Annotated in this window: 21 protein-coding genes, 1 tRNA gene and 1 pseudogene; 22 read left to right on the forward strand and 1 reads right to left on the reverse strand. The window is 67.4% G+C overall.

Features of this window, described 5'->3' with window-relative positions; genetic code table 11:
* The first annotated feature begins 92 nt into the window (after positions 1–92).
* The 8 genes from ACXJJ8_RS07460 (at position 93) to maiA (ending at position 5,192) form a co-directional block, all read left to right on the forward strand.
* On the forward strand, positions 93–1,274 hold the full coding sequence (locus ACXJJ8_RS07460; protein WP_499028344.1) for a TIGR03032 family protein: 1,182 nt from the start codon (positions 93–95) through the stop codon (positions 1,272–1,274).
* On the forward strand, positions 1,271–1,711 hold the full coding sequence (locus ACXJJ8_RS07465; protein ID WP_499028347.1) for an EF-hand domain-containing protein: 441 nt from the start codon (positions 1,271–1,273) through the stop codon (positions 1,709–1,711). The genes ACXJJ8_RS07460 and ACXJJ8_RS07465 overlap by 4 nt, the downstream gene beginning before the upstream one ends.
* 2 nt (positions 1,712–1,713) lie before the next feature.
* Positions 1,714–2,265 carry a hypothetical protein gene (locus ACXJJ8_RS07470; protein ID WP_499028349.1) on the forward strand — a complete coding sequence of 184 codons (552 nt, stop codon included), beginning with the start codon at positions 1,714–1,716 and terminating at the stop codon, positions 2,263–2,265.
* A 134-nt stretch (positions 2,266–2,399) separates the two neighbouring features.
* The gene (gene rplM, locus ACXJJ8_RS07475) at positions 2,400–2,828 is read left to right on the forward strand and encodes a 50S ribosomal protein L13 (protein WP_499028351.1); all 429 of its coding nucleotides are present in this window, start codon (positions 2,400–2,402) and stop codon (positions 2,826–2,828) included.
* Positions 2,829–2,837: 9 nt separating this feature from the next.
* Positions 2,838–3,230, forward strand: a complete 393-nt coding sequence (gene rpsI, locus ACXJJ8_RS07480) for a 30S ribosomal protein S9 (RefSeq protein ID WP_499028352.1) — start codon at positions 2,838–2,840, stop codon at positions 3,228–3,230.
* Between the two features lie 45 nt (positions 3,231–3,275).
* Positions 3,276–3,350 (forward strand) — tRNA-Gln (locus ACXJJ8_RS07485).
* A gap of 79 nt (positions 3,351–3,429) precedes the next feature.
* Entirely contained in the window at positions 3,430–4,422 is a 993-nt protein-coding gene (locus ACXJJ8_RS07490) for a fumarylacetoacetate hydrolase family protein (protein WP_499028354.1), read from the forward strand.
* Between the two features lie 98 nt (positions 4,423–4,520).
* The gene (gene maiA, locus ACXJJ8_RS07495) at positions 4,521–5,192 is read left to right on the forward strand and encodes a maleylacetoacetate isomerase (protein WP_499028358.1); all 672 of its coding nucleotides are present in this window, start codon (positions 4,521–4,523) and stop codon (positions 5,190–5,192) included.
* Between the two features lie 49 nt (positions 5,193–5,241).
* On the opposite strand, the gene ACXJJ8_RS07500 is transcribed toward maiA, so the two are convergent.
* The gene (locus ACXJJ8_RS07500) at positions 5,242–6,348 is read right to left on the reverse strand and encodes a PilT/PilU family type 4a pilus ATPase (RefSeq protein WP_499028361.1); all 1,107 of its coding nucleotides are present in this window, start codon (positions 6,346–6,348) and stop codon (positions 5,242–5,244) included.
* 156 nt (positions 6,349–6,504) lie between these two features.
* Between ACXJJ8_RS07500 and ACXJJ8_RS07505 the strand changes: the two genes are divergently transcribed.
* The 14 genes and pseudogenes from ACXJJ8_RS07505 to ACXJJ8_RS07570 all read left to right on the forward strand — a co-directional run bounded on the left by ACXJJ8_RS07505 (position 6,505) and on the right by ACXJJ8_RS07570 (position 23,315).
* Positions 6,505–7,758, forward strand: a complete 1,254-nt coding sequence (locus ACXJJ8_RS07505) for an OmpA family protein (protein ID WP_499028364.1) — start codon at positions 6,505–6,507, stop codon at positions 7,756–7,758.
* Between the two features lie 331 nt (positions 7,759–8,089).
* On the forward strand, positions 8,090–8,305 hold the full coding sequence (locus ACXJJ8_RS07510; protein WP_498963771.1) for an HP1242/YdcH family protein: 216 nt from the start codon (positions 8,090–8,092) through the stop codon (positions 8,303–8,305).
* 148 nt (positions 8,306–8,453) lie between these two features.
* Positions 8,454–9,836: a pyridoxal-phosphate dependent enzyme gene (locus ACXJJ8_RS07515; RefSeq protein ID WP_499028368.1), complete on the forward strand. Its 1,383-nt coding sequence runs from the start codon at positions 8,454–8,456 to the stop codon at positions 9,834–9,836.
* Positions 9,837–9,885: 49 nt separating this feature from the next.
* On the forward strand, positions 9,886–11,058 hold the full coding sequence (locus ACXJJ8_RS07520) for a cystathionine gamma-synthase (protein ID WP_499028375.1): 1,173 nt from the start codon (positions 9,886–9,888) through the stop codon (positions 11,056–11,058).
* Positions 11,059–11,073: 15 nt separating this feature from the next.
* Positions 11,074–14,445 (forward strand): glycosyltransferase, encoded by a 3,372-nt coding sequence (locus ACXJJ8_RS07525; RefSeq protein ID WP_499028380.1) that lies wholly within the window; start codon positions 11,074–11,076, stop codon positions 14,443–14,445.
* On the forward strand, positions 14,442–15,470 hold the full coding sequence (locus ACXJJ8_RS07530) for a GHMP family kinase ATP-binding protein (protein ID WP_499028382.1): 1,029 nt from the start codon (positions 14,442–14,444) through the stop codon (positions 15,468–15,470). Before ACXJJ8_RS07525 ends, ACXJJ8_RS07530 begins: the two co-directional genes overlap by 4 nt.
* A complete protein-coding gene (locus ACXJJ8_RS07535) occupies positions 15,467–17,083 on the forward strand; it encodes an SIS domain-containing protein (protein WP_499028385.1) in 1,617 nt (538 codons plus the stop codon). The genes ACXJJ8_RS07530 and ACXJJ8_RS07535 overlap by 4 nt, the downstream gene beginning before the upstream one ends.
* Positions 17,080–17,784: a nucleotidyltransferase family protein gene (locus ACXJJ8_RS07540; protein WP_499028388.1), complete on the forward strand. Its 705-nt coding sequence runs from the start codon at positions 17,080–17,082 to the stop codon at positions 17,782–17,784. The genes ACXJJ8_RS07535 and ACXJJ8_RS07540 overlap by 4 nt, the downstream gene beginning before the upstream one ends.
* Positions 17,766–18,377: a D-glycero-alpha-D-manno-heptose-1,7-bisphosphate 7-phosphatase gene (locus tag ACXJJ8_RS07545; RefSeq protein WP_499028390.1), complete on the forward strand. Its 612-nt coding sequence runs from the start codon at positions 17,766–17,768 to the stop codon at positions 18,375–18,377. Before ACXJJ8_RS07540 ends, ACXJJ8_RS07545 begins: the two co-directional genes overlap by 19 nt.
* A gap of 38 nt (positions 18,378–18,415) precedes the next feature.
* Positions 18,416–19,228 carry a TylF/MycF/NovP-related O-methyltransferase gene (locus ACXJJ8_RS07550; RefSeq protein WP_499028392.1) on the forward strand — a complete coding sequence of 271 codons (813 nt, stop codon included), beginning with the start codon at positions 18,416–18,418 and terminating at the stop codon, positions 19,226–19,228.
* Positions 19,229–19,236: 8 nt separating this feature from the next.
* On the forward strand, positions 19,237–20,058 hold the full coding sequence (locus ACXJJ8_RS07555) for an ABC transporter permease (protein WP_499028394.1): 822 nt from the start codon (positions 19,237–19,239) through the stop codon (positions 20,056–20,058).
* A 133-nt stretch (positions 20,059–20,191) separates the two neighbouring features.
* Positions 20,192–21,424: pseudogene (locus ACXJJ8_RS07560) on the forward strand (ABC transporter ATP-binding protein); the annotation flags it as partial.
* Entirely contained in the window at positions 21,424–22,824 is a 1,401-nt protein-coding gene (locus tag ACXJJ8_RS07565) for a sulfotransferase family protein (protein WP_499028397.1), read from the forward strand. The pseudogene ACXJJ8_RS07560 and the gene ACXJJ8_RS07565, both read left to right, overlap by 1 nt.
* A 41-nt stretch (positions 22,825–22,865) precedes the next feature.
* Positions 22,866–23,315: a hypothetical protein gene (locus ACXJJ8_RS07570; RefSeq protein ID WP_499028399.1), complete on the forward strand. Its 450-nt coding sequence runs from the start codon at positions 22,866–22,868 to the stop codon at positions 23,313–23,315.
* Positions 23,316–23,336: the final 21 nt, after the last annotated feature.

Here is a 23,336-nt window from a genome sequence, read left to right on the forward strand (position 1 = left end):
TCCGAGCCGGGAAGCCCAAGCAAAAAGCGCTGGCTCCCGGCGCTGAAATCGATTCAACTGTCCTGCTGGGCAGGGGATATCTGGAGAAGTTCGTGGCAAGCAACAAGAAGACGCCCGGCGGCAACACGCCCGCCGAGCCGGCCGAAGGCGCACCGGCCCAGGCCGCTGAAGCAGCGGCCAAGCCCGCGGAAAAGGCGCCGCTGGATCTCACCCAATTGAAAGTCGAGAAGAGCTGCTCGCGCGGGTTGTCGACGTGGTTGTCGAGTAACCGCGTCTCGCTCGCGATCTCTTCCTACCAGACGGGTCGCGTCTACCTGGTCGGCAGCGACCAGCAGGGCCGCGTGTCGTTCTTCGAACGCATCTTCGAACGCGCGATGGGCATCGTCGGCAACGCGCAGCGCATCTATCTCGGCGGCCTGTACCAGCTGTGGCGCTTCGAGAACGTGCTGCGCGCGAACGAAATGATCCACGGCAAGTTCGACAAGTGCTACGTGCCGCGCAATGCGCAGACGATCGGCGACCTCGACATCCACGAGCTCGGCATCCGCAACGATGGCCGCGTGGTGTTCGTCAACACGAAGTACTCGTGCCTGGCCGAGTTGAGCACGACGCACAGCTTCAAGCCGATCTGGAAGCCGAAGTTCATCAGCAAGCTTGCGCCGGAAGACCGTTGCCACCTCAACGGGCTGGCGATGAAGGACGGCGCCCCGAAGTACGTCACCGCGGTCTGCAAGTCCGACGCCGTCGACGGTTGGCGCGATCGCCGCATGAACGGCGGCGTGGTGATCGATGTCGAGACCGACGAGATCGTCTGCGAAGGCTTGTCGATGCCGCACAGCCCGCGCTGGGCCAACGGCAAGCTGTGGGTGCTCAATGCGGGCACCGGACACTTGGGTTACGTGGATTTCGCGACGAAGTCCTTCGTGCCGACGGCCTGGTTCCCGGGCTTCCTGCGCGGGCTGTCGATCGTCGGCAACGTCGCCGCGGTGGGCCTGTCGAAGCCGCGCAACCAGCGCTTCGAAGGACTGCAGCTGGACGAGGAACTCAAGAAGCGCGATGCCGAACCGTGGTGCGGCGTGCAGATCGTGAACCTTTCGAACGGCGACGTCGTCAACTGGATCCGCTTCGAAGGCGACATCAGCGAAATCTTCGACATCAGCTTCCTGCCGAATGTCGTCAACCCGATGATGATCGGCCTGCGCACGGCGGAAATCCGCGAGCTGATCACCTTCGAACCCGAACAACAGCCGTCGCAGTCCGAGGCGCTCGCATGAAATCGCGTATTTTCTTCGCCGTTGCATTGATGGTGGCCATGCCCGCGTACGCGCAGCAGGCCGGCAAGCCCGCGCAGCCCACCTTGCAGGGCGGCCCCGACGTGACCTTCGCCGCGTGGGACAAGGACGGCAACGGCACGCTGTCGAAGGATGAATTCCGCGCCGGCTGGATGGCCACGCGCGAGGACCTCGCATTGCGTCGCCTGCGGGGCGAATTCGCGCGCCACGATGCCGACAAGAGCGGCAAGCTGGAGGCCGGCGAATACGGCCAGCTCGCGCTCGTGGTGCGCGCGGGCAAGTCGGCGCCGGCGATGACGGCGTTCGACAAGGACAAGGACGGCGGTTTGCAGTTCGCCGAGTACCTGGATTTCGTGAAGGTCGCGAGCGCGCAGCAGCAACCGCGCGCCAGTGCGCCCGTCGCCCCGAAGGCGAAGTGACGATGACTTATTCGATCGTTCCGGTCTGGGGCAAGGTCACGCCGGAACTGCAGGCCGAACTGGCCGACTTCTGGATCGGCCACAAGGCGATGGTCGACGTGGAGCGGGCGAAGTTGCGCGCGCAGCAGGCCGTGTGCGTGCTGCGCGATGCCGACGGCGCGCTGTGCGGCGTGGCCACCGCGTTCGTGCAGGTGCGCCCGCGCCTGCGCCAGCCGATGTACTACTTCCGCCAGTTCATCGCCCCTGCGCATCGCCAGCAACAACAGGCGCTGCCGATCTTCAAGGCCTCGTGCGAGATCCTGGAAGCGGCCAATCGCGAGAAGCCGCAGTGCCTGGGCGTGCTGATGGAGATCGAGAACCCGGACCTGGCGCGGGTGTTCTCGCACGTGGTCGGCGCGCGCACGGGTGCGGTATTCCTGGGCTACTCGCCGCGCGGGCACCAGCTGCGGGCGGTCTACTTCAAGGGCGCCAAGCTCTTCGCGCCGGCGCAGTTGCGCCGTCGCAAGCCGGCCCCGGCGGGCGTGAAGGCCCCGGAAACGGCCCCCGCGGCCTGAGTCGGAGCGGGGCGAGGCTTGCGGCGCCCCCGTCGCGCCGGTATCATTCCGCCTCTTTTGTTCCGCCCTACATCGCGCGGCAACCTTCCGGCAACCCCGGAACAAGCCCGACCATGTACCAATCGAGTCACGCAATGAAGACTTTTACCGCCAAGAACGAGACCGTCCAGCGCGACTGGTACATCGTCGACGCCGAAGGCAAGACCCTCGGCCGCCTCGCCACCGAGCTCGCACGCCGCCTCCGTGGCAAGCACAAGCCCGTTTACACGCCTCACGTCGATACCGGCGATTACCTCGTGGTGATCAACGCCGAGAAGATCCACGTGACCGGCAAGAAGCTGCAGGACAAGATGTATTACCGGTTCACCGGTTACATCGGCAACCTCAAGTCCGAATCCCTCGGCCAGGCGCTCGAGCGCCACCCCGAGCGCGTCATCGAAACCGCCGTCAAGGGCATGCTGCCCAAGAACCCGCTGGGCCGTGCGATGTATCGCAAGCTCAAGGTCTACGCTGGCCCGAATCATCCGCATACGGCCCAGCAGCCGCAGCCCCTGGACATCTAAGGTAACGACATGGCTATCCAGCAGAATTACGGCACCGGCCGCCGCAAGTCCTCGACCGCCCGCGTGTTCCTGCGCAAGGGCACCGGCACCATCACCATCAACGACCGCACGATCGAAGATTTCTTCGGCCGTGAAACCGCCCGCATGATCGTGCGCCAGCCGCTCGAGCTCACCCAGTCGACCGACAAGTTCGACATCATGGTGACGGTGGAAGGCGGCGGCATCACCGGCCAGGCCGGTGCGATCCGCCTCGGCATCTCGCGCGCGCTGGTGGAATACGACGAGTCGCTGAAGTCCGACCTGCGCAAGGCCGGTTTCATGACCCGCGACGCCCGCGAAGTCGAACGCAAGAAGGTCGGCCTCCACAAGGCCCGCCGCGCCACGCAGTTCTCGAAGCGCTAATTTTTCGAGCACGGCATTCGCGGTAGAATCGCCAAACAGCTCTATAGCCCCGTCGCCAAGCGGTAAGGCACCTGACTCTGACTCAGGCATTCGGTGGTTCGAATCCATCCGGGGCTGCCAAACAAGAAGACCCGCCGAAAGGCGGGTTTTCTTTTTTCCGTACAATGCACGGCTCCCACGCGCTGGATGAGCCCCTGCAATGAAGCTCGGTTCCCTCAAGGAAGGCGGCCGCGACGGCACGCTGATCGTCGTCTCCCGCGACCTTGCGCGCGGCGTGCGCGCCACCGCCATCGCGCCGACGCTGCAGCGTGCGCTGGAAGACTGGTCCAATGCCGCCCCCCGCCTCAACGCGCTGTCCGATGCGCTCAATGCCGGCACCGCGCCCGATGCCTTCGACATCGACATGGTTGCGCTCGCCGCGCCCCTGCCGCGCGCCTACGAATTCGTCGACGGCAGCGCGTACCTCCCGCACGTCGAACGCGTGCGTCGCGCGCGCGGCGCCGAAGTGCCGGAGAGTTTCTACGTCGATCCGCTGATGTACCAGGCCACCAGCGCCGGCTTCCTGGGTCCGCGCGATGCGGTGAAGGTCGTCGACGAAGGCTATGGCATCGATCTGGAAGCGGAGATCGTGGTGATCACCGACGACGTGCCGATGGCCGTCTCGCCCGAACGCGCCGCCACGCACATCCAACTTGTCGGCCTGGTCAACGATGTCTCGCTGCGCAACCTGATTCCCGGCGAACTGGCGAAGGGCTTCGGTTTCCTGCAGTCCAAGCCGCGCTCGGCGCTGTCGCCGGTCTTCGTGACGCCGGACGAACTGGGCGATGCGTGGCAGTCCAACAAGGTGCACCTGCCGCTGGTGACGCACGTCAACGGACAATGGTTCGGCGCGCCGGAAGCGGGCGTCGACATGCAGTTCGATTTCGCGCAGCTGCTGGCGCATGCGGCGAAGACGCGTCCGTTGTCGGCCGGCACCATCGTCGGCTCGGGCACGATCGCCAACGAGGACACGTCCAAGGGCGCCTCGTGCTTCGCCGAAAAACGCACGGTGGAAACGCTCGAACACGGCAAGCCCTCGACGCCCTTCCTCTCCTTCGGCGATTCGGTCCGCATCGAGATGCTCGACGCACAGGGTCGCAGCCTCTTCGGCGCCATCGACCAGCGCATCGAACGCCAGACCCCGGCGGTCTGAGGTCGCGTCCATCGGGCGCATCCGGGCGGGCTTTCGCACCCGCCCCGGCCAAGCTAAGGTGACGGCGCCGCAGCCGCGGCACGGGGGGAAGGGCGGCAGTGAACGACCGGCTTCGTCTGTATTCGTACTGGCGCTCCAGCGCCGCGTATCGCGTGCGCATCGGCCTGAACCTCAAGGGCCTGCCGTACGAACAGTTCCCCGTGCACCTGGTGCGCGACGGCGGCGACCAGCACAAGCCTGCGTTTCGCGCGGCGAATCCGCAGGGCCTGGTGCCGGTGCTCGAACACGGCCAGCGCATGCTGCGCCAGTCGATGGCGATCCTCGAATACCTCGACGAAGTGTGGCCCGATCCGCCGCTGCTGCCGGCCACCGCGCGCGACCGCCAGCGCGTGCGTGCGCTCGCGCAACTGGTCGCGTGCGACATCCATCCGCTCAACAACCTGCGCGTCCTCCAGTATTTCGAACGCGAGTGGCACGTGCCGCAGCCCGAGCGCGACGAATGGGTGCGCCACTGGATCTGCGACGGTCTGGATGCCTTCGAAGCGATGCTGCACGACCATCCCTCGACGGGCGCCTACTGCGATGGCCACGCGCCGACCATCGCCGATGCCTGCCTGATCCCGCAGCTGTACAACGCGCGCCGCTTCGGCGTGGACATCGCGCGCTTCCCGACGATTGCGCGCATCGAGCAGGCGTGTCTCGCGCATCCGGCCTTCGATGAAGCGCGGCCGGAGAAGCAACCCGATGCGCCGGAGAAGCCTGCCGGCTGAAAAAAAGCCCCGCAATGCGGGGCTTTTTCCTTTCCGGGGCGAACCGGCGTCAGTGCGTTTCGAACACGTCCGCGTAAGGGTCGTGCTCGCCGGTTGCGCCTTCGGAGAGGCGGAACTTCAGCGCCAGGCCGTCGCGCGAGTCGGCCGCGTTGAGCGCCGATTCCTTTTCGACCTTGCCTTCCTTGTAGAGGCGGAACAGACACTGGTCGAACGATTCCATGCCCGCTTCCAGCGATTCTTCCATCGCCTGCTTCAACTCGTGCACCTGGCCGCGGCGCAGCAGGTCGCGGATCATCGGCGTGTTGATCAGCACTTCGCAGGCGGGGATGCGGCGGCCGTCGACGCCGATCACCAGGCGCTGCGAGATCACCGCCTTGAGGTTCAGCGCCAGGTTCATCAGCACGTTCTTGTGCGCGGCCTCGGGGAAGAAGTTGAGGATGCGTTCGATCGTCTGGTCGGCGTTGTTGGAGTGCAGCGTCGCCAGGCAGATGTGGCCGGTTTCGGCGAACGCGATGGCTGCCTCCATCGTCGTTGCATCGAGGATTTCGCCGATGAGGATGACGTCCGGCGCTTCACGCATCGCGTTCTTCAGCGCGTTGTGGAAGGCGTGCGTGTCCAGGCCGACCTCGCGCTGGTTCACGATCGACTTCTTGTGCTTGTGCAGGTATTCGATCGGATCCTCGATGGTGAGGATGTGGCCGGCCGAAGTGTTGTTGCGGTGGTCGATCATCGAGGCGAGCGTGGTGGACTTGCCCGAACCGGTGGAGCCCACGATCAGCACCAGCCCGCGCGGGGCCATGATGATTTCCTTGAGCACCTGCGGGAGCTGCAGCTCCTCGATCGATGGGATGATGCTGCGGATGGCGCGGATCACCATGCCCACTTCGCCGCGCTGCTTGAACACGTTCACGCGGAAGCGGCCCGAGTCGGCCAGGGCGATGGCGATGTTGAGCTCGAGCTCGCGCTCGAACTGCGGCACCTGGCCCTCGTCCATCAGGGAATAGGCGATCTTCTTGACCATGCCCGCGGGCAGGCCGGTGTTGCCGAGCGGATAAAGCTTGCCTTCGACCTTGATGTACACCGGCGCGCCGGTGGTCAGGAACATGTCGGAGGCATTCTTCTCCGTCATCAGCTTCAGGAAATAGCCGATGTCCATAGCGCGTACTCTCTCCCCGAGGCGACCGTTGCATGCACGGCGCCGGCTTAACACAATGACTGCGCGCTCAATCCCCTAAAGACCGGCACGGCACCCTCTATGCGATCAAGCTTCGCACACTTCTCCCGAACGCAACACGCGAGGCTCTGCGGCCTTGTGATCGCAATCGCGTTGTCCGGCTGCGCAAGCGTGCCGCCGCCGACCGGGGAGTTGTCGGCCGCGCAACAGTCGGTCTCGCGCGCCGAAAGCGCCGATGCCGACCAGTACGCGGCCGCCGAACTGGCCGCGGCGCGCAATGCGCTGGGGTCGGCGCAGGCGGCGATGTCGGCCGGGAAGGACGAGGACGCGCGTCGCTTCGCAATCTCCGCTTCTTCATGGGCCGACCTCGCGGTGGCCCGCAGCCGCGCGGCCACGACGCAGGCCGATTACGACCAGCGCCGCCAGGAGATCGCCGGCCTGCACCAGCGCCTGCAACTGGGCACGAACGACGAAACGCCGGCGCTCGCCTGGCCCGCGCCCCCGCTCACGCAGAGCCCGGACCTGGCGGCCGCACTCTCGCAACGCCTGGTCGCGCTCGACGCCGACAGCCGCCTGCAAGGCCTGGCCGCCTACGAGCGCCTGCGCGCACGGCAGGCCGTCGATGCGCTGCCGCAAGCCCGCAAGAGCGACCGTGCGCAGGCCAGCCAGGTGGCGCAGCAGCGCGTGGAGACGGCCGAGACCGCGGCCCGTACCGAGGCCACGCGCCGTGAAGTCGACCGCCTGGACCGGGAACGCAGCGACCTGCTGGTCGAATCCAGCCGCCAGGAAGCCGAGCGCGCGCGCCAGGAGGCCGAGCGCCTGCGCCTGGAGTCGCAGATCCAGATGGAAGAAGCGCAGCGCCTGCGCGCCGCCGCCGAATCCGAGGCGGCCGCCCGCCAGCAAGCCGAAGAGATCGTCCTCGATGTCGCCGGCGACCAGGCCGCCAAGCTCGCCGCCGCCAAGGCACGCGATGCCGAACTCGCCCGCAAGGAAGCCCAGCTCACCGGCGCCGTCGGCGATCTGCCGCCGTCGAAGCGCACGTCGGCCGGCGAAGTGTTCACGCTCGCCAGCGATGCGTTCGCCTCGGGCAAGGCCACGCTGTCCACCAGCGGCAAGGGCAGCCTCGGCGCGCTGGGCGCCTACATCGCCGCGGCGCCCACCGGCCGCATCCGCATCGAAGCCCACACCGACTCACAGGGCGAGGACGCCGCCAACAAGGAACTCTCCCAGCGCCGCGCCAACGCCGTGCGCGACGCACTCGCCGCCGCAGGCGTGCCCAGGTCGAAGCTGCAGGCCACCGGGATGGGGGAATCGTCCCCGATCGCCAGCAACGACAGCGCCGCGGGGCGGGCGCGCAACCGCCGCGTCGAGATTATCGTCGCCGACAAATAACCTTTTATTTTCAAGGTCTTGACACAGCCTTGCCGACTGTCGGCAAGCGGCCGCAAATCGATGAGTGTCCCCTTGCCGAGTCGTGGGGGGAGGAGTAGCGTCGGTTTCCCCGAGCAGAGTTTTGCTCGGCCAGCGAGAGACCAGGCCGATGTCGCAAACGCCCGTATCCGAGGAGCGTGCCGCCGGACGAAACGTCCGGGCCGGCGCCGAATCGAATGCCCCGGCGGCCTGCGAAATCATCGACCCGATGTACTCGCCCCCATGGACGCCCCGTGCCGAAAGGTTCGGGGCGTTCGCGTTTTGAAGGTCGTGCGATTTACAGGAGGCTGACATGTTCGAAGGGCAACCGCAGGCGGAACTCGACGCGCTGATGAAGACCAATCCCGAGTTCAAGAGCCTGTATCAGCGCCACAAGGAACTCGACAAGAAAGTGCTGGACGCCGAACTGGGCGTGCTGGCCGTCGACGACCTGACTTTGACGAAGATGAAACGCGAGAAGCTCGCCGCGAAAGACCGCCTCGTCACGATGTACGACGGACGACACTGACTTTCCTACCGTCGCGGGCGGCACCGGCGTCCTCGTCCGCCGATGCCGCCCGCGGTGGCAACCGGGCCGCGCCGACTCAAGCGCCGCCCTGCATCAGCGATAATCGCCCCTCTCGCCGCGCAACGCGGCCGCACCAGGGCGAACGCGCATGCCGATCCACCAATCCGTGCTCGAACTGATCGGGCAAACCCCGGTCGTCCAGGCCCAGCACCTCGACACGGGCCCGTGCACGCTGTTCCTCAAGCTCGAAAGCCAGAACCCCGGCGGCTCGGTGAAGGACCGCATCGGCGTTTCGATGATCGAGGCCGCGGAAAGGCGCGGGGACATCAAGCCCGGCGACACCCTGGTCGAAGGCACCGCGGGCAACACCGGCATCGGGCTCGCGCTCGTCGCACAACAGAAGGGTTACAAGCTCATCCTCGTCGTGCCCGACAAGATGAGCCGCGAGAAGATCTTCAACCTCAAGGCAATGGGCGCGCAGGTCGTGCTCACGCGCAGCGACGTCGCCAAGGGCCATCCGGATTACTACCAGGACATGGCCGAGCGCATCGCGCGCGAAACGCCCGGCGCATATTTCATCAACCAGTTCGGCAATCCCGACAACCCCGCTGCGCACGAGTTCGGCACCGGCCCCGAAATCCTGCAGCAACTCGATGGCGACCTGGACGCCATCGTCTTCGGTTGCGGCAGCTCGGGCACGATGACGGGCCTGTCGCGTTGTTTCGCCCAGCACTCGCCGAAGACCGAGCTGATCCTCGCCGACCCCGTGGGTTCGATCCTCGAGGAATACATCAATCGCGGCACGCTTTCGGACAAATCGGCGAGCTGGATGGTCGAAGGCATCGGCGAGGATTTCCTGCCGCCGATCTCCGACTTCTCGCGCGTGAAGAAGGCCTACGCGATCCCCGACAAGGAGAGCTTCCTCACCGCGCGCGAGCTACTCTCGAAGGAAGGCATCCTCGGCGGCTCGTCCACCGGCACGCTGCTCGCCGCCGCGCTGCGTTACTGCCGCGAACAGACCAGCCCCAAGCGCGTCCTCGTCTTCGTCTGCGACACGGGCAACAAATACCTGTCGAAGATGTACAACGATTACTGGATGCTCGACAACGGATTCCTCGAGCGCGAAACGCAGGGCGACTTGCGCGACCTCATCCTGCGCCCGTACTCGCGCAAGGACACGGTGGTCGTCGCGCCGACCGACCTGCTGGTCACCGCGTACCAGCGCATGAAGCTCTACGACGTCTCGCAACTGCCCGTGATGGAGGGCGAGAAAATCGTCGGCATCGTCGACGAATCCGACGTGCTGCTGCACGTCTACGGCAACGAAGACCGCTTCCGCGACCCGGTCTCCACCGCGATGGTCTCCAAGCTGGACATCCTCGACGTGCGCTCGCCGGTGGAGGCCCTGCTACCCGTCTTCGACCGGGGGCACGTGGCGATCGTCACGGAAGGGACGACCGAAGGCACGCGTTTCCTCGGCCTCATCACCCGCATCGACCTGCTGAACTGGCTGCGCCGCCGGGTGCAGTAAAGCGGGTATGGGCTAGACTTCCCGCCTTGATTCCACGAGGCGGGCAGGCATGAAGGACGAGGGTCGCAGCGCGAAAAACCATGGTCGGGGCACCCTGGCCATCCACGCGGGCCAGTCGCCGGACCCGTCGACCGGCGCGGTCATGACGCCGATCTACGCCACCTCCACTTATGCGCAGTCCAGTCCCGGCGAGCACCAGGGCTTCGAGTACTCGCGCACGCACAACCCGACGCGCTTCGCCTACGAACGCTGCATCGCCGGCCTGGAAGGCGGCACGCGCGGGTTCGCGTTCGCCTCGGGCCTGGCCGCGACGTCCACGCTCCTCGAACTGCTCGACACCGGCGACCACGTCGTCGCGATGGACGATGTATACGGCGGCACGTTCCGTTTGTTCGAACGCGTGCGCCGTCGTTCGGCCGGCCTGGATTTCAGTTGGGTCGACCTCACCGATCGTGCGCAGTTCGAAGCGGCGATCCGCCCGAACACGAAGATGGTGTGGATCGAAACGCCGACCAATCCGCTGCTGAAGATCGTCGACATCGCGGCGATCGCGAAGATCGCGAAGCAGCGCGGCCTGCTGGTCGTCGTCGACAACACCTTCTCCTCGCCGATGGTGCAGCGCCCGCTCGAACACGGCGCGGACATCGTCATGCATTCGGCGACGAAGTACCTCAACGGCCACAGCGACATGGTCGGCGGCATCCTCGTCGTCGGCGACAATGCCGAGCTCGCCGGGCAACTCGCGTTCCTGCAGAACTCGATCGGCGCCGTGCAAGGGCCGTTCGACAGCTTCCTCGCGTTGCGCGGCCTGAAGACGCTGCACCTGCGCATGCGCGCGCATTGCGAGAACGCACTGGCACTGGCGCAATGGCTGGAAACGCAGCCTGCGATCGAACGCATCCTCTATCCGGGCCTGGCCTCGCATCCGCACCACGCGCTCGCCAAGCGCCAGATGGACGGCTTCGGCGGCATCGTCACGATCTTCGTCAAGGGCGGCCTGGAAGCGTCGAAGCGCTTCTGCGAACGCACGGAGCTCTTCACGCTGGCCGAATCGCTCGGCGGCGTGGAAAGTCTCGTCAATCATCCTGCGATCATGACGCACGCCTCGATTCCGCCCGAACGCCGCGCGCAACTGGGCTTGTTCGACAACCTCGTGCGCCTGAGCGTCGGCGTGGAAGACCTGGCGGATCTGCAGGCCGACCTGGCGCACGCACTGGGCTGACGGATGCAGGACGCGATGGAATTCACCGGCGAGCGGTACGTGCCCACGGAGCAGGGCGAAATCCGCCAGGAACACGTGCATCGCTACGCATGGGCGCAACCGCTCGCGCAGGGGCGCGACGTGCTCGACATCGCCAGCGGCGAGGGCTACGGCGCTGCGATGCTTGCGCAATCGGCGCGAAGCGTCACGGGCGTGGACATCGATCCGGACGCCGTGCGCCACGCCGCCGCGCGCTATGCCGCGGCGAACCTGCGCTTCATCGAAGGCAGTGCCGCGCAGATCCCGCTGGCCGATGCGAGCATCGACCTGGCGGTCTCGTTCGAGACCATCGAACACCACGACCGCCACGACGAGATGCTGCGCGAGTTGCGCCGCGTGCTGCGCCCCGACGGCGTGCTCGTGTTGTCCTCGCCCAATCGCGTCGTGTATTCCGAACTCGCCGGCCACCACAACGAATTCCATGTCCGCGAACTCGATTTCGCGGAACTCGACGTCCTGCTGCGCCGCCATTTCCCGGCGGTGCGTTACTACGGCCAGCGCATGTCGGCCGGTTCGCTGGTGGTGCCGATCGGGGGCGAAGGCGCCGCGACGATCTCGCCGTTCGCCGATGCGCCGGCCGGCGTCGCCCCGCGCGCGCCGAAGATGCCCGACCCCGTCTATTTCATCGCTCTGGCCGCTGCCGACGAGGCACTGCTGCCCGCGCGCGATGCATCGGTGTTGTTCTCCGACGAGGAAGACCTGTACGCACGCACGCGTCAAGTCGCCGATTGGGCGCGCCAGCAGGACGTGACGGTCCAGGCCTTGCGCGAACGGGTGGGGACGCTGACCGAGGAACACGCCGGTGCGGTCCGCTGGGCGCAATCGCAGTCGAACGACGCGGAAGCGTTGCGCGCGCGGGTCGGTACGCTGACCGAGGAACATACGCAGGCGGTCGCGTGGGCCCGGGGCCTGGATGCCGAACGACAGGAAACCGTCGCCTGGGCCAAGCGCCTGGACGCGGAACGACAGGAAACCGTCGCCTGGGCCAAGCGCCTGGACGCGGAACGACAGGAAACCGTCGCCTGGGCCAAGCGCCTGGACGCGGAACTCGACGAAGTGCGCCGCCAGCACGCGGCCCTGGTCGGCGAACATGGCCGCACCGTGGCCTGGGCGCAATCGCTGGATCGCGATGTCCTTGCATTGCGCGAGCGCGTCGTGGAGGCAGCGGAGGAGGCGCGCCGCATGCTGCAGATCCTCGCCGACACGCACCGCGAACTCGCCGCGGAAATCGACGCGCGCGATCGCTACGCACAGCAACTGCGCAACATCATCGACCAGATTCGCGGCTCCGCCGCATGGCGCATCACCGGCCCGTTGCGCCGCGCGTTGGCGAAGCTGCGCAAGACCGCTCCGGAAGTCGCGCTCCCCGCGGCGCCCGCGGCGGCGGGTGCACGCTCCGTGCGCTTCGGCGATCTGCGCTTCGATCCCGTGGACGCACCGCGCGTGACCGTCGTCGTGCCGACCTACGGCAATGCCGCGTACACCGCGGCGTGCCTGCGTTCGCTGATGATCGCCGGCGCGTCCGTTCCGTACGAAGTGCTGGTGCTGGAAGACGCCTCGGGCGATGCGGCGATGGAAGCGTTCGCCGGCGTTCCGGGGCTGCGCTACCACGTCAACGCAACCAACCTCGGCTTCATCCGCTCGTGCAACCAGGCCATCGCGCTCGCGCGCGGCGATTTCCTGGTGTTCCTCAACAACGACACCGAGGTGCGGCCGGGCTGGCTCGACGCGCTCCTGGATGTCTTCGCGAACAACGCCGATGCCGGCCTCGCCGGTTCGAAACTGATCTACCCCGACGGTCGCCTGCAGGAAGCCGGCGGCATCGTCTGGCGCGACGGTTCGGCCTGGAATTACGGGCGCCTGGGCGATCCGAACGCGGGCGAGTTCAACTACGTGCGCCGCGTGGACTACTGCTCCGGCGCCGCGCTGATGGTGTCGCGCGCGCTGTTCGAACGGCTGGGCGGCTTCGACGAACGTTACGTGCCGGCCTACAACGAAGATTCCGACCTCGCTTTTCGCGTCCGCGAACAGGGCCTGCAGGCGTACTACACGCCGTTCTCGGTCGTCGTCCACCACGAAGGCATCTCGCACGGCACCGACACCGGGTCGGGCATCAAGGCCTACCAGGTCGAGAACCAGCGCAAGTTCCTGGAACGCTGGAACGACACGCTCGCCGCGCACTATCCGAACGCGCACCGCGTGGCGCGTGCGCGCGATCGCGCCTGGGATCGCCCGGTCGTGCTCGTGGTCGACCATTACGTGCCGCAGCCCGACCGCGACGCAGGCTCGCGCACGATGGTGGCCTTCCTGCGCCGGCTCGTCGAAGCCGGCTGCGTCGTGAAGTTCTGGCCCGACAACCTGCACTTCGATCCCGACTACACGCCCGCGCTGCAGGCGCTCGGCATCGAGGTGTACACCGGCGGCAACTGGGTGCGCGGGCTGCCGGCGTTGCGCGAAGCGATCGGCGAGGAAGTCGACGCGATCCTGCTCTCGCGCCCCGACGTGGCGGACAAGTATCTCGCGCAGGCACGCGAAGCCTTCCCGCGCGCGCGCATCGCCTACTACGGCCACGACCTGCATTTCCGCCGCGTGCGCCAGGAAGCCGACGTGCTCGGCCAGCCGGCGTTGCTCGCGCATGCCGACAAGCTCGAGGAACTCGAGCGCGCGGTGTGGCGCGGCGCCGACGTCGTGCTCTATCCCTCGCAGGAGGAAGCCGACGCCGTGCGCGCACTCGAAGCGAAGGTCGACGCGCGCGCGATCCTGCCGTATGCCTACGATGCGTTCCCGCGCATGGAAGGCCCGTCCGAACGCAACGGCCTGCTGTTCGTCGCGGGGTTCGCGCATCCGCCGAACGTCGACGCCGCCGAATGGCTCGTCTACGACATCATGCCGCGCGTGTGGGCGAAGCGCCCCGAGGCACGCCTGTCGCTCGTCGGTGCGAACCCGACGCCGCGCGTGCAGGAACTGGCGGAGGACCGCGTCGAGGTCACGGGCTTCGTCAGCGACGAAGCGCTGTTCCGTCGTTACGCATCGGCGCGCGCATGCGTCGTGCCGCTGCGCTTCGGCGCGGGCGTCAAGAGCAAAGTGGTCGAAGCCTTCCAGCAGGGCACGCCGCTGGTGACCACGCCGGTCGGCGTGCAGGGCCTGCCCGGCGCCGCAGCGGTCTGCGCCGTCGCCGAGGATCCGCAATTGCTGGCCGATGCGATGATCGCACTGCTCGACGACGACGCGCTGTGGACGCAACGTTCGAACGCCGCCACCGACTATGTCGCACAGTTGTTCTCGCGCGAGGCGATGGCGGCCACGCTGCTCGATGCACTCGGCATTCCCGCGGGAGCCGCGCGATGATCGTCCGCGCACGCGCGCCCCTGCGCCTGGGCCTCGCCGGCGGCGGCACCGATGTCGCCCCGTATTGCGACCTGCACGGTGGCTTCGTGATGAACGCGGCCATCGACAAATACGCCTACGCGATCGTCGATCCTTCGCCCGACGGATACGTCGAATTGCATGCGCTGGATCGCCAGTGCGCGGTGCGCTGCAAGACCGACGCGGTCGCCACCGACAACCGCGACCTGCAGTTGCTGCTCGGCACCTACCTGCGCATCTGCCGCGATTTCCTCGACGACCAGCGTCCCGCGATCCGCCTGCGCAGTTTCTCCGACGCACCGCCCGGCTCGGGCCTGGGCTCCTCGTCGACGATGGTCGTCGCGCTCGTCACCGCGCTGGCCGAGTATTTCGGCCTGGCGCTGGGCGAATACGAGATCGCGCGGCTGGCCTACGAAATCGAGCGCCAGGACCTCGCGCTCGCCGGCGGCAAGCAGGACCAGTACGCGGCGGCGTTCGGCGGCTTCAACTTCATGGAATTCCACGCCAACGACCGCGTCATCGTCAATCCGCTGCGGGTGAAGGACTGGGTGGTCGCCGAACTCGAGGCCTCGCTGCTGCTGTACTTCACCGGCGTCTCCCGCGAGTCGGCGCGCATCATCGACGAGCAGGCGCGCAACGCGAAGGCCGGCACCGCGGCGCCGCTCGAAGCGATGCACCAGCTCAAGGCCGAGGCCGTGGCGATGAAGGAATCGCTGCTGCGCGGCGACCTGGAAGCGTTCGCGCGCACGATGCAGGCCGGCTGGGAAGCGAAGAAACAGATGGCGGCCTGCATCACCAACCCGATGATCGATGCCGTCGAAAGCGTCGCGCGTGCCCACGGCGCACGCGCCACCAAGGTGAGCGGCGCGGGTGGCGGTGGTTTCATGATGTTCGCGTGCGACCCGGCCGACCGTGTCGGCCTGTCGCGCGCGTTGTTGTCGCAAGGCGGCACGTTGCTGGATTTCCATTTCAATCCCGGCGGCGCGGTCGCATGGAGAACCCCATGAAGGACGTCATTGCAAGCGAGTTCTCGAAGGCGCTCGCCAACTTCTCGGCGATGGCCGGCGACGCGGCGCTGGCCAGGCGCATCGAAGACGCGGTCGAACTGTGCACGCGCGCGTTGCGCGAGGGCGGCAAGATCCTCTTCGCCGGCAACGGTGGCAGCGCGGCCGACGCGCAGCACTGGGCCGGCGAACTGGTCAGCCGCTTCTATTACGACCGCCCCGGGTTGCCGGGCATCGCGCTGACCACGGACAGCAGCATCCTCACCGCGATCGGCAACGACTACGGTTACGACTATGTGTTCGCGCGCCAGGTCGAAGCACTGGGCAAGCCGGGCGACGTGCTCGTCGCGATTTCCACCTCCGGCAATTCCGCCAATATCCTGCGCGCGATTTCCGCGGCGAAGGAACGCGGCATGCGCGTGGTCGGGTACACCGGGAAATCCGGCGGCGCGATGGCGGGCGATTGCGACATCTGTTTCCAGGTGCCCTCCAACGAAACCCCGCGCATCCAGGAAGGCCACGAATTCCTCGGCCACATGCTCTGCGCGCTGATCGAATCGCAGATGCATCCGCGGGAACCGGTGCGCGACGCACCGCCCGCAGCGCCGAGCGCGGAACCGATGTCCGGCGAAGACGCGGCGTATGCCGCGCGCCTGGCGAAGGAACAGGACTACTACCGCGAAGTCGCCGACGTCCACGCGCTGCCGGACATCTTCCATTACTGGTCGCACACCTACCTGCGGCCGATGTTGGAAGAATTCGGCATCCACGGCATGGACGACTGGTTCGTCGCGCACCTGCTGGAAAGCGCGCAGCGCACGGGCAGCCCGTCGCCGGTGTTCGTCAGCATCGGTGCGGGCAACTGCGACACCGAGGTGCGCATCGCGCAACTGCTGCGCGAACGCGGCCTGGCCGATTTCACGATCGAATGCCTGGAGATCAACCCCGCGATGCTCGCGCGCGGACGCGAGCTCGCGCAGTCCGCCGGCGTGGCGCAACACCTGCGTTTCGTCGAGGCCGACTTCAACCGCTGGCGCCCGACCGCCACCTACGACGGCGTGATGGCGAACCAGTCGCTGCACCACGTGGTGAACCTGGAAGGCCTGTTCGATGCGATCCGCGGCGCGATGCATCCGAAGGCCTACTTCGTCATCAGCGACATCATCGGGCGCAACGGGCACCAGCGCTGGCCCGAGGCCCTGGAAAAATTGCAAACGTTCTGGCAGGAGCTCCCGGCGTCCTATCGCTTCAACCGCGTGCTGAACCGCCAGGAAGAACGTTACGAAAACTGGGATTGCTCGACCGAAGGCTTCGAAGGCATCCGTGCGCAGGACATCGTGCCGCTGCTCGACGAGCGCTTCGAGTTCTATCGCAACGTGGCCTTCGGCAACCTCGTCGACGTGTTGATCGATCGTGGCTTCGGCCACAACTTCGACGCGAACGGGCAGTGGGACCGCGAGTTCATCGATCGCGTGCACGCGGCCGACGAAGACGGCTTCCGCGAGGGCACGCTCACGCCCGCGCACATGATCGCGGTGCTGACCGTCGGAGAGCCTCCGGCACGGCAGTATTCGCGCGGGTTGTCGCCCGAGCGTTGCGTGCGGCGTCCCGGGTGACGGCGCGCATCGACGAAGCGATCGTGCTCGCGGGTGGTCTCGGCACGCGCCTGCGCGCGGTCGTGCAGGACCTGCCCAAACCGCTCGCGCCGGTGGCCGGACGTCCGTTCCTCGCGTGGGTGCTCGACCGGCTCGCGCATGCGGGCATCCGGCGCACGATCCTCGCCACGGGTTACGGCGCGGCAACGATCCGCGACACGGTCGGTGATAGGTGGGCGGGCATGACCCTCGTGCATTCGGTGGAAACGCAACCGCTCGGCACCGGCGGCGCCGTCGCGCTCGCCGCACGCGCGTTGCAGGGCGATGGCGTGCACGTGCTCAACGGCGACACCTGGCTCGCCTACGACCCGCATGCACTCGAAACCGCGATGCGCGCGGCGGGCACGCGGGCCGCGATCGCGCTGGCGCACGTCGAGGATGCCGGGCGCTACGGCGCGGTCGATGTCGACGGCGGCCGCGTCGTCGCATTCCGTGAAAAAAGTGGGCAGGGCGGCGGTGCGATCAACGCCGGCTGCTACTGCCTGACGCACGCCGCACTCGCGGCGTTTCCGGAGCGCGACGCATTTTCGCTGGAGCGCGACGTCCTGCCGGATCTCGCGGCCGCCGGCGAACTCGCCGCGTTCGACGACACGCGCGACTTCATCGACATCGGCGTGCCGGAAGACTACGCGCGCGCGCAGGCGTGGTTCGCGCGGTCGTGAGCGATCCGGTGCGCAGCCATCGCGACGCCGACGCCGATGCGCAACTGGCCGCATGGCGCGGGCCGCGTCGCGCGTTGTTCCTGGATCGCGACGGCGTGATCAACGTCGACCACGGCTACGTGCACGCCGCCGCGGACACCGATTTCCTGCCGGGCATCTTCGATCTGGTTCGCACGGCACGCGAAGCGGGATTCCTGCCGATCGTCGTCACCAACCAGGCCGGCATCGCGCGCGGTTACTACGACGAGGCGGCGTTCCGCGACTACACCGCGTGGGTGCATCGCGCGTTTGAGGCCGAAGGCGCGCCCTTGCTCGCGACGTACTTCTGTCCGCACCACCCCACCGCGGGGCTCGGCCCGTTGCGGCAGGACTGCACGTGCCGCAAGCCCAAGCCCGGCATGCTGTTGCAGGCGGCGCACGACTTCGGGATCGACATGGCCGGCTCGTGCCTGCTCGGCGATACGCAGGCCGACCTGGACGCCGCGCGCGCCGCGGGCCTGCGCGACTGGCGGCGCCTCGCGGGACAGGGCGCCGTGGCGCCGGACTTCACGGATCTGCGTCAAGCCGCGGCCTGGGCCCGGCAGGCACGCTGATACACTAGGGGCCGAAATTGAAAGGTCTTTTTGCACGCATGCGCCAAGTCATCAATCAAGCCGTGGCTGCCGCGCCGGGCACGGAGGAGCATTCACTCCTGAACCGACTCGTCGGCCTCGCGCCCCGGCCCTGGCAGCTGGATCGCGGCCGCGCCATCCAACTGGGCCACCTCAGGGGCTGGGGGCTCCAGTTCGGCACGCTGCAGCAGGAAATCGCCGCGCAGCCGGATTTCCAGGCAGCGCTGGCCCTCGCGCATGGGCGCGGTTCGCTGCTCACCCCGCACAAGCTCATGAACCTGTACCTGCTCATCAAGCTCGGCCTGCCCGAACTCGAGCAGGGCGACATCGTCGAATTCGGCAGCTACAAGGGCGGCTCGGCGATCTTCATGGCGTCGCTGTTGCGCGCGCACGGGTCGAAGGCGCGCGTGTATGCGCTGGATACTTACGGCGGCATGCCGAAGACCGACGCAGTGCGCGACCTGCATTCGGAAGGCGACTTCCGTGACACCAGCTTCGAGGATTTCCGCGACGCCATCGCGCGCGCCGGCCTCGAGGAATGGCTGGTTCCCGTGAAGGGCCTGTTCGACGAAACCTTCCCGGCCATCGTCGCCGAAGGGCGCAAGGTCGCGATTGCGCACGTGGACTGCGACATCTACGAAGGTGTGAAGTACGCCATCCTCGCCAGCAAGCCGCACATGGTGCATGAGGGCTACTTCGTGTTCGACGATCCGCTGTTCGGTTCGTGCCTGGGCGCGATGCAGGCGATCGAGGAAACGCTGCTCCATGAAGATCGCCTGTTCGCCGAGCAGATGTACCCGCATCCGGTCTACCGCTGGCCGCCGCTGTCCTGATCGATCCGATGGACGTCCCCATGCCGGCGGTTGCGCCCGCCCCTTCGCTCGCGGTGTCAGCGTGGCGCGACTGGTCGCGCAGCTTCGCGCTGTGGCGCCTGTGGACCGCGTTGGGGATGGAAGACCTGTCCGACCGGTATCGCCGCACCTTGTTCGGCATCTCCTGGGTCATCACGTCCTTTGCGGTGTTCGTGTTCGTGAAGGTGGTGATCTTCGGCCAGATGTCGCGGGTGTCCTTCGCCGAGTTCGCGATGTTCGTCACCGTGGGCTTCGGCCTGTGGACATTCATCAACAGCATGGTGATCGACGCGTGCGTCGCCTACGCCGGGTCGGCGAACTGGCTGATGGGCACTTCGATCCCGTATCCGGTGTATTTCCTGCAATCGATCTATCGCAACTGGATCGTCTTCGCGCTCACGCTGGTCGTGATGGTCGCCGCGGTGGTGTGGCAGAAATCGCACTGGACGCCGACGATGCTCTGGGCCGTGCCGGGATTGCTGGTCTACGTCGTCACGCCGATCTGGCTGTGCGCGATCCTCGCGCCGCTGTGCCTGCGCTGGCGCGATGCGTACCACGCGATGCAGACGATCATGCGTTTGCTGTTCTTCGTCACGCCGATCATCTGGATGCCCGGGCAGACCCCGGCGCTGGAGAAGATCGCGGCATACAACCCGGCCACGCATTTCATCGAGATCGTGCGCCAGCCGCTGGTCTACGACACCGTGCCGTGGACCAGCTGGGCGATCGTGCTGGCGACCACCGTCGGCGGCCTGGTCCTGGGCGCGGTCGCGTATGCGACCACTCGCAATCGCATCGCGTTCTGGCTCTGACATGCACCTGCGTGCCCACGATCTGGCGCTGAGCTTCCCCTTGCGCGCGCGCCCCGGCGGCCACGCGGAGTTTGCCGGCCTTCACGGCAAGCTGGGCGGGCGCGTGGAAGGCGGCGAAGGCCATCGTCGCGTGCTCGCGCTCGACGGCGTGTCCCTCGACCTGCGCCAGGGCGACCGCCTTGCGATCATCGGCCACAACGGCGCGGGCAAGTCGACGCTGTTGCGCGTGCTCGCGGGCATCTACCACCCGCAGCGCGGCTACGTGGATGCGAGCCATCCGGTGTCGGGGCTGTTCAACATTTCCTTCGGCTTCCGGCAGGAAGCCACCGGCTATCGCAACATCGTCCTCAAGGGCCTGATCGCCGGGAGGACGCGCGCGCAGATCGAACGCGCGCTGCCGGAGATCGTCGAGTTCACCGGCCTCGGCCCTTACCTCGACATGCCGCTGCGCACCTATTCGCAGGGCATGTCGATGCGCCTGGCCTTCGCGATCGCCACCGCGTTCTCCAGCGACATCCTCGTCATGGACGAATGGATCGGCGCCGGCGACGCGGCGTTCCGCGAGAAGGTCGTGGCGCGCATGAATTCCTTCGTCGAGGCCGCGCACATCCTGGTCGTGGCCTCGCACAGCGCCGGGCTGCTCAAGCGCATCGCCACGCGTGCGATCTGGATGGAAGGCGGGCGCATCCGCGCGTTCGGCGCGCCCACCGACCTGATCGAAGAATACGAAGCGGACGCGAAGGAAGAACTCCGTCGCGCGACGCCGCCCATCGACACCTCGCTGATCGAGTTCCGCGCGCGCAACATCGCGCCGGGCACGGCGGAAATCGCCTGGGACGTGCGCGAGAGCGGCGCGAAACACGTCGAGATCGTCGTCCGCCGCCTCGACGGCCGCGAGGTGCACTGGATGCGGGGCGGACACGCCGGCAAACAGAAGACCGGCCCGTGGGTGCAGCCGGGCATGGAGTTCCGCTTGGTCGCCATGGGCACCGACGAGGTGCTCGCCACCATCGTCGCGGGCGAAGAAGAGGCGGGCGAAGCCGTGGCGCCCGCGCCCGTCGTGCCGATGGCGGGGCGCGCGATCGATCTGTCGCGCATCGACTTCCGCCTGCGCAACGTCGCCCCGCGCACCGTCGAAGTGTCGTGGGACCTGCGCGAAAGCGGCGCAGACGACGTGCAGGTCGTGGTCACGCGCCTGGATGGCAGCGAAGTGCGCTGGATCCGCGGCGGACGCATGGGCCGCGAGGTCACCGGTGCGTGGGTGCGGGCCGGCATGGCGTTCCGCCTGGTCGCTTCCGACAGCAACGATGTCCTGGCGCGCGTGGTCGCCGGCGAAACCGAATCCGGAGAGATCGAACACTCGTGATGGATGGAATGCACGACCAGGATGCGTCGCTGAACTTCGTCGTCGGCGGCATGCCGCGCGGCGGCACGACCTACTTCGGGCAGTTGTTCAACCTGCACCCGGATGTCTTCTGCTACGTCATGGAGACGGCGTTGTTCCGCGAGTTGTCGATCTTCGCCGCGGATCGCCCGTTGCCGCCGGAAAACATGGCGGTGCTCGAAGCCTACCTGCGCGCCGACCTGCGCCTGACGGTGGTCGACGGCACCGAGGAAAGCCGGCTGGCGACATTCCCGCGCCTGCCGAAGTACCGCAACCTGATGTTGCTAAACGGGCTGGCCGAGCCCTCGGGCCCGGGCCTGCGGGTGTGGGACGCCGCGCGCTTCGAGTCCTTCCTCGACGCCTTGCTCGCACTGTTCCGCGCCGGCCTCTACGGCCCGGAATTGTTCGCCGAAGGCGCGCGCCTGCTCGCGCGGCAGTTCCGCCAGGTCACCGCGCGTCCCGTGCTCGGCGAGAAGACGCCGGACAATTTGTTCCACCTGGATGCGCTGCACGCCGCCGACCCGAACCTGAAAGTGTTCGCCGCCGTGCGCGAGCCGCACGCGACCATCGAATCGATGAAGCGTCGCGCGCGGCGCAATCGCGGCTTCGGCGACAGCGCATTCGCGGCCGAAGTGCGCGGCGCGATCGCCGACTACTACCATCACCTGCGTCCGGCCTACGAGTTTTCGCTCGAAGCGCCGCCCGGCGTCTTTCACGTGCATCGCTACGAAGATTTGTTGCGGGACCCTGCCGCCGAAATGGAGCTCGCCTTCGCGCAGATCGGGCTCGACACGCCGAAGGTCACGCGCCGCATGTTGCCGCAGATGTCGTTGCCCACGCCGGAGCGGTTCCTGACCGACGAGGGCGTGACGCCGGCCGAGCATCGCCTCGTCGAAATGATCTGCGGGCCGATGCTGCGCGCGTTCGGTTACGCAGACAACGCGCCGCCGCTGGGCGATGCCGCTGGCTTCGAGGAAGGCATCATCCCGCTGTCGGGCTTCCACGCGCCGCGCGGCGCGCCGATCCAGGACGTGTGGATCGCCCGGCGCGCCGACCTGTACGTGTTGTACGAAGGCCACCGGAAGTCGCTGTACTTCAACCTCGGCGTCAACCTGCCGCCGGCGCTGAGCGTGTACGACGTCGCCGTCGAGTTCGAAGTCGACGGCGCGGTGATGCATGTCGAACGCGTGCCGGCGCAGACCCCGTGGTTCGTCGTGGAGTTGCCCTTGCCGACCAACGCGGCGCACCACGCCATCGGCAGCTTTTTCGGCGCGCGCATCGTCGTGCGCGCTTCGGCCTGGTACGTCCCCATCTCCGTGTCGGGCGCCGGCCCGGACCTGCGCGAGATCAGCGTGCTCGTCCGCGAGGTCCGGCTGGTCTGATCGGTTACGCTTTGCGCCTTCTTGTCCCCAGGTCGTCGCCCATGCGCCTTTATTCGAAGCTCGCCGTCCTTGTCCTGTCCGTCGCCGCGGTCGCCGCCTGCCAGCGCGAAGCGCAGGCGCCGGCCTCCAACGCCACGGTCGCGCCGGCCGCCACGGTCGCGGCACCCGCCACGATCGCCAGCGCTGCCCCCGCCGCGCCCGCCACCGCGCAGGCGCTGTGGTTCGAGCCGGCATCGGTGGAAACCTGCGACACCAAGGCGGTCAAGGTGCTCGTCCACTGGAACGCGCGCACCTTCGACGGCGTGAAGACCGTCGAGGTCAAGGGCATCGGCCCGGGCGGCAAGGAATCGCTGTTCACGCGCGGCGGCCCGCGCGGCGAGCGCGAAACCGGTGTATGGATGACGGCGAACCGCGAGATGGTGCTGCGCGACGCCGACAACGGCAAGGAGCTCGCACGCGCTCGCCTGGCGGGCGTGGCCTGCACGAAGTAAGGCTGCAAGCGATCTGATCGC

It is taken from the genome of Lysobacter sp. P5_C4 (assembly GCF_054049695.1).